Source organism: Bradyrhizobium sp. SZCCHNS2022 (assembly GCF_032377575.1).
Lineage (GTDB): Bacteria > Pseudomonadota > Alphaproteobacteria > Rhizobiales > Xanthobacteraceae > Bradyrhizobium > Bradyrhizobium aeschynomenes.
The window spans coordinates 5,847,244-5,858,489 of sequence record NZ_JAUHHZ010000001.1; the positions used below are offsets into that span (position 1 = coordinate 5,847,244).

Annotated in this window: 9 protein-coding genes; 5 read left to right on the forward strand and 4 right to left on the reverse strand. The window is 65.6% G+C overall.

All coding sequences use genetic code 11. The annotated features are described in order from the left end of the window. Positions 1–4 precede the first annotated feature (4 nt). Positions 5–790, forward strand: coding sequence for a hydratase (locus tag QXZ94_RS26145; RefSeq protein ID WP_315723248.1), 786 nt, complete (start codon positions 5–7; stop codon positions 788–790). Between the two features lie 25 nt (positions 791–815). On the opposite strand, the gene QXZ94_RS26150 is transcribed toward QXZ94_RS26145, so the two are convergent. Next, positions 816–1,502 carry a YggS family pyridoxal phosphate-dependent enzyme gene (locus tag QXZ94_RS26150; protein ID WP_315723250.1) on the reverse strand — a complete coding sequence of 229 codons (687 nt, stop codon included), beginning with the start codon at positions 1,500–1,502 and terminating at the stop codon, positions 816–818. Between the two features lie 113 nt (positions 1,503–1,615). Here QXZ94_RS26150 and QXZ94_RS26155 point away from each other — a divergent pair, with 113 nt between their 5' ends. Further along, positions 1,616–3,316: a diguanylate cyclase domain-containing protein gene (locus QXZ94_RS26155; protein WP_315723252.1), complete on the forward strand. Its 1,701-nt coding sequence runs from the start codon at positions 1,616–1,618 to the stop codon at positions 3,314–3,316. 24 nt (positions 3,317–3,340) lie between these two features. On the opposite strand, the gene QXZ94_RS26160 is transcribed toward QXZ94_RS26155, so the two are convergent. After that, positions 3,341–4,327, reverse strand: a complete 987-nt coding sequence (locus QXZ94_RS26160; protein ID WP_315726533.1) for a GGDEF domain-containing protein — start codon at positions 4,325–4,327, stop codon at positions 3,341–3,343. A 325-nt stretch (positions 4,328–4,652) separates the two neighbouring features. Here QXZ94_RS26160 and leuS point away from each other — a divergent pair, with 325 nt between their 5' ends. From leuS to holA, 3 genes are read left to right on the forward strand one after another with little or no spacing between them, the layout of a single operon-like run. Then, entirely contained in the window at positions 4,653–7,277 is a 2,625-nt protein-coding gene (gene leuS / locus QXZ94_RS26165) for a leucine--tRNA ligase (RefSeq protein WP_315723254.1), read from the forward strand. After that, the gene (gene lptE, locus QXZ94_RS26170) at positions 7,264–7,815 is read left to right on the forward strand and encodes an LPS assembly lipoprotein LptE (protein WP_172113650.1); all 552 of its coding nucleotides are present in this window, start codon (positions 7,264–7,266) and stop codon (positions 7,813–7,815) included. The genes leuS and lptE overlap by 14 nt, the downstream gene beginning before the upstream one ends. 18 nt (positions 7,816–7,833) lie before the next feature. Then, entirely contained in the window at positions 7,834–8,862 is a 1,029-nt protein-coding gene (gene holA, locus QXZ94_RS26175; RefSeq protein ID WP_315723257.1) for a DNA polymerase III subunit delta, read from the forward strand. A 455-nt stretch (positions 8,863–9,317) separates the two neighbouring features. Here holA and QXZ94_RS26180 read toward each other — a convergent pair whose 3' ends face one another. Next, entirely contained in the window at positions 9,318–10,211 is an 894-nt protein-coding gene (locus QXZ94_RS26180; RefSeq protein ID WP_315723259.1) for a ParB/RepB/Spo0J family partition protein, read from the reverse strand. Between the two features lie 159 nt (positions 10,212–10,370). Further along, complete coding sequence (locus QXZ94_RS26185; protein ID WP_172113653.1) at positions 10,371–11,222, reverse strand: ParA family protein; 852 nt, start codon at positions 11,220–11,222, stop codon at positions 10,371–10,373. Positions 11,223–11,246 lie beyond the last annotated feature (24 nt).

An 11,246-nucleotide genomic window follows, 5' to 3' on the forward strand; every position in this document is an offset into this window, starting at 1 on the left:
CACCATGCGCGCGACCGATCAGCCTGCCGGCGCCTCGGCCATCCTGCGCTCGCATTGGCAGCAGGGGAGCAAGCTCGCCGAACTGCCGCCGGAGCTGCGTCCCCATGGCCGCGCCGCAGGCTATGCGATCCAGGCTGCGCTCGAGAACCACTCGGACAAGCCGTTGTTCGGCTGGAAGATCGCGGCCACCAGCGAGGCGGGGCAACGCCATATCAATGTCGCCGGCCCGATGGCCGGGCGGATCCTCGCCGAGACCGTGCTGCCGGTGGGCGGCCGCGCTTCCATGGCCGGCAACGCCATGCGCGTGGCCGAGCCGGAATTCGCCTTCCGCCTCGGTGTCGACCTGCTGCCGCGGCCCACACCTTATGATGTCGCCGAGGTGCTCGCCGCCGTCGCCACGCTGCACCCCGCAATCGAAATCCCGGATTCGCGCTTCGCCGATTTCGTCAGCGCCGGCGAGGCGCAGCTGATCGCCGACAATGCCTGCGCGCATCTGTTCGTGCTGGGCGAGCCGACCACGGCGGATTGGCGCAGCCGCGACCTGGTCGAGGAGCGCCCGCGAATCAGCCTGCGCGGCGAGACCTTCATCGGCCATGGCCGCAACGTGCTCGGCGATCCCCGCGTGGCTCTGGCCTGGTTGGTCAACGAGCTGCGGCAGCTCGGCATCCCGGTTCGAGCGGGGCAGGTGGTCACCACCGGCACCTGCCATCCGCCGCTGCCGATCGACAGCGGCGACGTGATGGAGGCCGACTTCGGCGATCTCGGACGGGTGTCGGTCCAATTCGAATGAGAGGCAGGAAGGTGAGGCAAGCGCCTCAGCGATGCCCGAAGATCGCCGAGCCGACCCGCACATGGGTCGCACCAAACTGGATCGCGGTGGCGAAGTCCGCGCTCATGCCCATCGAGAGATTCGCAAGACCATTGCGCGCCGCGATCTTGGCCGTCAGGGCGAAATGCGGGCCCGGCGCCTCATCGACCGGTGGAATGCACATCAGGCCTGAAATCTGAAGGCCGTAATCCTTGCGGCAGGCCGCAAGGAAGGCGTCGGCGTCGCCGGGCGCGATGCCCGCCTTCTGCGGTTCCTCGCCGGTGTTGATCTGGACGAACAGCTGCGGATGCCGACCCTGGGCCGCAATCTCCTTGGCGAGCGCCGCGCACAGGCTCGGGCGGTCGACCGAGTGGATCGCGTCGAACAGCGCGACCGCCTCCTTCGCCTTGTTGGACTGCAGCGGTCCGATCAGGTGCAGCACCAGACCCGGATGCGCCGCCATCAGCGCCGGCCACTTGCCCTTGGCCTCCTGGACGCGGTTTTCACCGAAATCCCGTTGTCCGGCCACGATCACCGGCTCGATCGCATCGGCTGCGAAGGTCTTGGAGACGGCAATCAATGTCACCGAGGCGCGTTCACGCTTCGCATCGCGGCAGGCGCGCAGGATCTCCTGCTCGACGGCGGCGAGGGCGGGAGGGGCAGACGAGGTTGAGGCATTCGAGGCATCGGGCACGATGGAGGTCCGTGGATCGGTAGATTTACGGGTTTGGGTGCAATTTTACAGAGTTCGAGAAAGGGTTCTTGAACCCTTCTCCTTACCCTTCACGGCCGGGGTAGGGGAAAGAAATGCCAAGCATCCGCTTCAATCGCAATAGAGTGAAGCTGAACCGGCTGATGGGGATCCGCGCACGCCTGGCGTTGCTCGCCCTGATCCTGGTGGCGCCGCTGATGTTGGAGCGCGCCCGGTCGCTGGAAAGCGCCAGGACCCGGCAGATCGCGCTCGCATCCGAGGAATTCTTTGCTCTCGCGCGGCAGAGTGCCGACATGCAGCGCGAGGTCATCATGTCGGTCGAGACGGTGCTGAAGTCGACCGCCTACGTTCGGGCGTCGGCCACCGGCGTCAGCCGCAGCTGCGACATGATGCGGGCCAGCCTGCCGGCGACGCTGCCCTGGATCCGCACCCTGATGATCGCCGGCCGCGACGGCCGCATTCAGTGCTCCACCAACAATCAATATGTCGGGCTCGACTTCAGCGACCGGCCGTATTTCCGCGGCGCGCAGGAATCGCGCGACTTCGTCTTCAGCGATTATCTGCTGTCGAAGCCGACGCACATGCCGATCGTGATGGCCGCCTATCCGGTCGGTGCGATCACCGGTGAGCCGGATGCGGTGATGCTCGCCAGCGTGAACCTGGAATGGATGTCCAAGATCATGAGCAATCTTGGCAATCGCCCGGGCATCACGGCGGTGCTGATCGACAGCGAGGGAACCGTGCTGGCGGCGCCGGCCGACCGGACCGAGCTGATCGGCCGGCCGCTCGACAGCGTGCCGCTGCTGTCGGCCGTCGCCGAGACGGCGATGAGCTCGAGCAAGCCGACGGAGACGATGAGCTTCACCGCCGCTGACGGCTCCAAGCGCGCTATCACCTTCACCCGCATCGCCGACACCGGCTCGCGCCTGATCGTCAGCATCGACGAGACCCGCGTGACCGCTGCGATCGACCGCGAGATCCGCAACGCCTACCTGCAGGCGGGCCTGGTCTGCCTGATCGTGCTATTGGGTGCGCTGATCGCCGCCGAGAAGCTGATCGTTCGTCCCGTCAGCATGCTCGCCGCCACCGCCAAGCGCTTCGGCCATGGCCACTGGTCGGCGCGGGTCGCGACCAAGCATCTGCCCTCCGAGTTCGTGCCGCTGGCGAAATCCTTCAATGCGATGGCCGCCAAGCTGGGCCAGCGTGAGCGCGAGCTGATCGCGGCCAACGACCGGCTGACGGTGATGGCGTCGATCGACATGCTCTCGGGCCTCGCCAACCGCCGCGGCTTCCAGAACCGCATCGACATCGAGTGGGCGCGCGCCGAGCAGAACGGCAGCGAGCTGTCGCTGCTGATGATCGATGTCGATCATTTCAAGCTCTACAACGACACCTATGGGCATCCCGAGGGCGACGCCTGCCTGTCACGCCTCGGCGAGACGCTGTCGCAGATCGCAGGCTCCACGACCGCCTTTGCAGGCCGCTATGGCGGCGAGGAATTCTGCCTGCTGCTGCCGGGCATGAATGCGAGGCAGGCGCTCGAGATCGGCGAGCAGGTCCGCGCCGCCGTGCTGGACCTGGAGCTGCCGCATGCGACCTCGGCGCATCGGTGCGTCACCGTCAGCGTCGGAGTCGCCTCGACGCGCGCGCACGCATCGCTGACGTCCGCCGATCTGATCGAAGCCGCCGATGCCGCGCTCTATGCCGCCAAGCATCGTGGCCGCAACACGGTGGCTGCGCATGGCTTCGGCGATGTCGACGACGACGACAGCAGAGACGTCGCGCGCGCCGGCTGATCCGGCGGGACGCCCCTGCGAGGATCAGCCGACCGCCAGCTTGCGGTCGAGCTCGAGCTCGGTGACGACGCGATTGCGGCCGAGCTTCTTGGCCAGGTAGAGCGCACGGTCACAGCGATCGATCAGATCGGCCATCGACTCGCCGAACTGGAACTGGCCGACGCCGATCGACACCGTGATCTGCGGCAATACCTCGCCGGTCGAGCGCCGGGTGAACTGGCAATCGGCGATGGTGCGGCGGATACGCTCGGCGATCGCCGTGCAGCCTTCGAGGTCGGTCTGCGGCAGCACCGCAATCAGCTCCTCGCCGCCGTAGCGGGCCGGCAGATCCTTCTCACGCACGCGCTCACGCAGTGCCTTGGCCACCAGACGCAGCACCTGGTCGCCGACGCCGTGGCCGTAATTGTCGTTGAACTTCTTGAAGTGGTCGACGTCGATCAGGAGAATGCTGAGCGGCTCGTCGCGCTCCATGGCCTCGATCTGGACGAGACGGAAGAATTCTTCGAGCGCGCGCCGGTTCGGCAGGCCCGTCAGCGTATCGGTGCGCGCGCGCTGCTCCGATTTGTTGAGCGAGTCCCTGATGGTGTCGAGCTCGCGCGACTTCTCGGCGAAGCTCGCCTCGAGCTTCGCGGCGCGCGCGGTCGCCTGGGCGAGCTCGCTGACGAGGCTCTCGATCAGGATCTTCGGATCGACGCCCTGCTCGCTGCGTTCGGCGACGCCGTCGATCGCCTCCATATGCGTGCGGTTGTCGGCGATCGCGGCGGTCAGATAACTTTTGGCGGAGTCCATCACGCCATGCAACTGCTGCGAGACTTTATGGACGACGGCCGCTTCCGTGCCCTGCTGGCCGATATAGGTGTCGAACAGCGCCTGATTGGTGGTCTTGTCGAACTTGCGCTTGTTGCTGACGAGGATGTCGACCGCGCGCTTGAGGTCGGACGCCGAGCCCAGAGAGTATTTGAACCACAGATGGAAGTTGTTAGGCGTCGGTGGCACGCGCTGTTGAGCCATGGATTTCATGGCCTTTTCCGCGACAGTCGTCGCGTACTCGAAGTCAAGCTCGTCGAACGTAGCGCCGGACACGATGAGGAGTGATCCCAGATGCGGGCTTGAAGCCTGGATGTATGCACTCAGTCTCCCATTCAAGTCTTAACCGCGCCTCAACCCGACCTCCGACACCCCCGGCGAGGCCCGCAAAAAACGCGCGATTACCGTCGCTTAGCAGCTGCACGAAATGGTATCATCATCTGCCGCCCCATTGACCGAGGTGCCGCTTTTGTGGCCTAGTCCGCCGTCGAAAAACTGACGCGAATCCTCGAAAATTATAAGCGATTCCATGACATCCGAACGCTACAACGCCCGTGAAGCCGAGCCGCGCTGGCAGCGCGAGTGGGACGACAAGGCGATCTTCGCCACCAAGAACGACGATCCGCGTCCGAAATACTACGTACTCGAGATGTTTCCCTATCCGTCGGGTCGCATCCATATCGGCCATGTCCGTAATTATACGCTCGGTGACGTACTGGCGCGGTTCATGCGCGCCAAGGGCTTCAACGTGCTGCATCCGATGGGCTGGGACGCGTTCGGCCTGCCGGCGGAGAACGCCGCGATCGAGCGCAAGGTGGCGCCGAAGGCGTGGACCTACGACAACATCGCGGCGATGAAGAAGCAGCTGCGCTCGATCGGCCTGTCGCTCGACTGGGCCCGCGAGTTCGCGACCTGCGACCCGTCCTACTACAAGCACCAGCAGAAGATGTTCCTCGACTTCATGCAGGCGGGGCTGGTGGAGCGCGAGAAGCGCAAGGTGAACTGGGATCCGGTCGACATGACCGTGCTCGCCAACGAGCAGGTCATCGACGGCCGCGGCTGGCGCTCCGGTGCGGTGGTCGAACAGCGTGAGATGAACCAGTGGGTGTTCAAGATCACGAAGTACTCGCAGGAGCTGCTGGACGCGCTGGACGGCCTGGACCGCTGGCCGGATAAGGTGCGCCTGATGCAGCGGAACTGGATCGGCCGCTCCGAGGGTCTGCTGATCCGCTTCGCACTTGATCAGGCGACGACGCCGGCCGGCGAGACCGAGCTGAAGATTTTCACCACCCGTCCCGACACGCTGTTCGGCGCCAAGTTCATGGCGATCTCGGCGGACCATCCGCTGGCGCAGGCAGCGGCCGCCAAGAACCCCGAGCTCGCCGCGTTCATCGCCGAGATCAAGCGCATCGGCACCGCGCAGGAGGCGATCGACACCGCCGAGAAGCAGGGCTTCGACACCGGCATCCGCGCCGTGCATCCGTTCGACCCGAGCTGGACCTTGCCGGTCTATGTCGCGAACTTCGTGCTGATGGAGTACGGCACCGGCGCCATCTTCGGCTGCCCGGCACATGACCAACGCGACCTCGACTTCGTCAACAAATACAGCCTCGGCAACACGCCGGTGGTCTGCCCGGAAGGACAGGACCCCGCGAGCTTCGTCATCACCGACACCGCCTTCGACGGTGACGGGCGGCTGATCAATTCGCGCTTCCTCGACGGCATGACCATCGCGCAGGCCAAGGACGAAGTCGCCAAGCGGCTGGAGAGTGAGCAGCGCGGCGGCGCTGCCGTCGGCGAGCGCCAAGTCAATTTCCGCCTGCGCGACTGGGGCATCTCGCGGCAGCGCTATTGGGGCTGTCCGATCCCGGTGATCCACTGCGCCAAATGCGATGTCGTCCCTGTGCCGGCCAAGGACCTGCCCGTGGTGCTGCCGGATGACGTCACCTTCGACAAGCCGGGCAACGCGCTGGATCATCATCCGACCTGGAAGCACGTCACCTGTCCGACATGCGGCGGCAAGGCCACGCGCGAAACCGACACCATGGACACCTTCGTGGATTCGTCCTGGTACTTCGCGCGCTTCACCGATCCGTGGAACGAGAGCGCGCCGACGACGCCTGAGGTCGCCAACCGGATGATGCCGGTCGACCAGTATATCGGCGGCGTCGAGCATGCGATCCTGCATCTGCTGTACAGCCGCTTCTTCACCCGCGCGATGAAGGCGACCGGGCATGTCGCGATGGACGAGCCGTTCGCCGGCATGTTCACGCAGGGCATGGTGGTGCACGAGACCTACCAGAAGGCCGACGGCACCTTCGTCAATCCGGCCGAGGTCAAGATCGAGATCGGCGGCAATGGCCGCCGCGCGGTGCTGACCGCGACCGGCGAAGACATCACGATCGGCCCGATCGAGAAGATGTCGAAGTCGAAGAAGAACACCGTCGACCCCGACGACATCATCGAGAGCTACGGCGCCGACGTTGCGCGCTGGTTCATGCTGTCGGACTCGCCGCCGGATCGCGACGTGATCTGGAGCGACGAGCGGGTGCAGGGCGCGGCGCGCTTCGTCCAGCGTCTCTGGCGGCTGGTCAACGAATCGGTCGCGGCAACGGCGGAGGCCCCCTCCTCCCGTCCCGCCACGTTCAGCCCGGACGCGCTGGCGCTGCGCAAGGCCGCCCATGGGGCGCTGGACAAGGTGACCGGCGGCATCGAGCGGCTGCACTTCAACGTCTGCCTGGCGCATATCCGCGAATTCGCCAATGCGCTGGCCGACGTGCTCGCCCGTCCGGCCAAGCCGGCGCCGGACCTGGCGTTCGCGATCCGCGAGGCGGCGGGCATCCTGGTGCAGCTGTTCTCGCCGATGATGCCGCATCTGGCCGAGGAATGCTGGCAGGTGCTGGGTCACTCCGGCCTGATCTCGGAGGCCTCCTGGCCGCAAATCGAACGAGATTTGCTGGTTGAGGACAGCATGACCCTGGTCGTGCAGGTCAACGGCAAGAAGCGCGGAGAAGTCACAGTCGCCAGCAACGCGCAGAATCCGGAAATTGAGTCTGCCGTTTTGGCCCTCGATGCAGTAAAACTGACGCTGGACGGCAAGCCCGTCCGCAAGGTGATCATTGTTCCCAAGAGGATCGTGAATGTCGTCGGCTAGGTTTCGGATCGCTGCACGCCTGGTTGCCGTGGCCGCATTGGCCGGGCTGACGGCCGGCTGCTTCCAGCCGATGTATGCCGAGCATGCCGACGGCACGCCGGGCCTGCGCGAAAAGCTGATGGGTATCGAGCTGCCGCCGGTCGACAAGCCGAACGCCTCGCCGGAGGCGCGCATCGGCGTCGACATCCGCAACGCGCTTGCGTTCAAGCTCTATGGCACCGCGACCGGCACCGCTCCGACCCACAAGCTGGTGCTGAGGTTCCAGACCAGCCGGTCCTCCCTGATCGTCTCGCAGACGACCGGCCTGCCGACCACCGAAAACGTCGGCCTCGACGTGCAGTACAATCTGGTCGATCTGGCCACGAACAAGTCGGTGATGACCGGAACGACGTTCGCTCGGACGTCCTACGACATCCCCGGCTCGTACCAGCGCTTCGCCCGTCAGCGCGCGTTCCGCGATGCCGAGGATCGCGCCTCCGAGGAGGTGGCCGAGAAGATCAAGACGCGGCTCGCGGCCTATTTCACCGCGGGCACCTGATCCACGGCTGACAACGCCGTGGTCGCGCTGCGCGGACGAGACATCGATGCCTTCCTGGCCAGACCGGACGCTGCGCGTCCGCTGATCCTGCTGTATGGCCCGGATGCCGGTCTGGTCCGTGAACGGGCCGAAGCGCTGATCGCCTCCGCGGTCGATCATCCCGACGATCCGTTTTCCGTGGTCAGGCTCGATGGGGACGAGCTCGCCGCCGAGCCGTCGCGGCTCGTCGACGAAGCCATGACGGTCCCGCTGTTCGGCGGCCGCCGCGCCATTCGCGTCCGTGCCGGATCGCGCAATTTTGCCAGCGGCGTCGAGACGCTCAGCCAGATGAATGTGCGCGACTGTCGCATCGTGATCGAGGCCGGCGACGTCAGGCCCGATTCGCCGCTGCGCAAGATTTGCGAGAAGGCAGCGTCCGCGGTCGCGATCGCCTGCTACCCGGACACCGAGCGCGATCTCGCCAAGCTGATCGACGACGAATTGCGCATCGCCAGCCTGCGCATCTCGCAAGATGCGCGCGCCTATCTGATGGCCCTGCTCGGCGGCGACCGGCAGGCGTCACGCAACGAAGTGCGCAAGCTGACGCTGTTCGCGCATGGCGAGGGAGAGGTGACGCTCGACCATGTGATGGCCGTGGTCGCGGACGCCTCGGAGATGAAGCTCGACCCGATCGTCGACGGCGCCTTCGGCGGCAAGCCTGACGTGGTCGAGACCGAGTTCGGCAAGGCGATGATCGCCGGCACCTATCCTGGCGTGATCATTTCTGCTGCGCAGCGACATGCAGCATGGCTGCACAAATCGGCGCTCGCCGTCGCCTCGGGCACGCCGGTCTCATCCATCCTCGAAGGCGGCTTTCCGCGCTTGCACTTCTCGCGCAAGCCCAGCGCCGAGACCGCGCTACGCAACCTCTCCCCTGCCCGGCTGCTGCCGATCATCGACCAGCTCGCGACCGCTGCGCTCGACATGCGCAAGCAGCCCGGGCTCGCGGCGGCGATCGCGCAGCGGACGCTGCTGTCGATCGCCGTGAACGCGCGGCGCAAGGGATGACGGGGTTCGGGACGCTGACTCACTGAAGCGGCGCCGACAATGGCAGTCCCAGTGGACACCAGAGATCGCCCTACAATCTCCGCCGTCATTCCGGGGCGCCCGAAGGGCGAGCCCGGAATCCATCGGGCCACTGCATCCGCCGAGAGATGGATTCCGGGTTCGCGCTGCGCGCGCCCCGGAATGACGGCGGGAAGCGGGAGCCGCGTTGGGCAATCGCGATCAGGACAGAAGGTCGTATGCGATGGCGTCGGCCGAACAGCTCTTCCCAGTCAGTAGCTCGTCATGGCCGGGCTTGACCCGGCCATCCATCCTCTTCGCGTCGGTCGCGTCAAAAGATGGATGGCCGGGTCAAGCCCGGCCATGACGAAGGTGAGGGCTGAGCAACAAACTAACAGGAAGCGGCGCAGTCCTGGGACGCCGTCGCGGCGACGCGAGCGACGTCAAAGAGCTCACATCTAACCCTGCTCCAGCCGGCGCATCACCTCGTCGAGCTGCTCCAGGCTGCGGTAGGTGATCTGCACGGTGCCGCCAGGATCGCGGTGGCTGATCGAGAGGGTGAGGCCGAGCGCGTCGCCGACCCGCTTCTCCAGCGCGAGGGTGTCGGCATCCTTCTTTTCCGGCGTAGCGCTGCCAGTGCTGCGCGGCTTTTGCGGCTTGCGCTCGGGGACGCCCTCCTCATGGGCGAGCGCCTCGGTCTGCCGCACGTTCAGCCCTTCGGCGATGATCTTCTTCGCCGCCGACATCGGATCCGGCAGGTTGATCAGCGCACGCGCATGACCGGCCGAAATCTGCCCCGTCGCGATGAAGCCCTGCACCTCGGCCGGCAGCTTGGTCAGCCGCATCATGTTGGCGACGTGACTGCGGCTCTTGCCGACGATCTTGGCGATGTCTTCCTGGTTGCGTTTGAACTCGTTGGCGAGGGCGTGATAGCCCTGCGCCTCCTCCATCGGATTGAGATCCTCGCGCTGCACGTTCTCGATGATTGCGAGCTCGAGCGCGTCGCTGTCGCTGACGTCGACTGGAACGATCGGCACCTCGTGCAGGCCCGCCGCCTGCGACGCCCGCCAGCGCCGCTCGCCGGCGATGATCTCGAAGCGATCCTGCTGGCCCTTGATCGGACGCACCACGATCGGCTGGATCACGCCGTGCTGCTTGATCGAGGCGGAGAGCTCCGCAAGCTCACCGTCGGAAAACGTCTTGCGCGGATTGCGCGGATTCGGCTTGAGAAACTCGATCGGCACCTTGCGCTGATTGCGCGGCCGCTCCGGCGGCGCGCCGGCTTCACGGTTCACGTCACCAATCAGACTTGCAAGACCCCGGCCCAATCGCGATCGCGACTCGTCCGCCATCGCCTTCTCCTTTGGATTCACGTCACGCTCCGCTTGCGTCTGCTGCCGAACCGCAGCGTCGGCGCAATGAAAAGGGATCGCGAATCCCGCAGCCGGGATCCGCCGTCATCCTGCAATGAGACCCGAGTGACGCGGGGCCACCCGGAGCAAAGGCATTGATCAGTTGGTGCGCAGGTCGCGCTCGCGCTGGATCACCTCGGTCGCGAGCTTGAGATAGGCCTCGCTGCCGACGCACTTCAGGTCATAGACCAGCACCGGCTTGCCGTAGGACGGCGCCTCCGAGATGCGCACGTTGCGCGGGATCATCGTGTTGTAGACTTTCGACCCCATGAACTGGCGTACGTCGGCGACCACCTGGTTGGACAGGTTGTTGCGCGAGTCGAACATCGTCAGCACGATGCCGTGGATCGACAGGTTCGGGTTCAAGGTCGAGCGCACCTGCTCCACGGTCTGCAGCAGCTGTGACAGACCTTCCAGCGCGAAGAACTCACACTGCAGCGGCACCAGGATCGCATCCGATGCGGCCATGGCGTTGACGGTCAGCAGGTTCAGCGACGGCGGGCAATCGACCAGCACGTATGTGTAGTCGTTCTCCGGCGAGACGTTGTTGTTGAGTCCGGCGATCGCATCGCGCAGACGGAAGGCGCGGTTGGCGCTGGTGCCGAGCTCGAGCTCGAGACCCGACAAATCCATGGTCGACGACGCGATGTGCAGCCGCGGCACCGCGGTCGCGACGACGGCGTCGCGCAGCGAGGCCTCGCCGATCAGGACGTCATAGGTCGAGCAGTTGCGGCTACCGCGGTCGATGCCAAGCCCGGTCGAGGCGTTGCCCTGAGGATCCAGGTCGACGATCAGCACACGCTCGCCGATGGCAGCCAGCGCCGTGCCGAGGTTGATCGCAGTCGTGGTCTTACCGACCCCGCCCTTTTGATTGGCGAGCGCCAGGATGCGCGGATGCCCGTCCGGATGAGGGGCTCTATCTTCTTGATAAATCTGATCAATTACGGCCATGCGCGATCGCCATTGGTTGTCTTC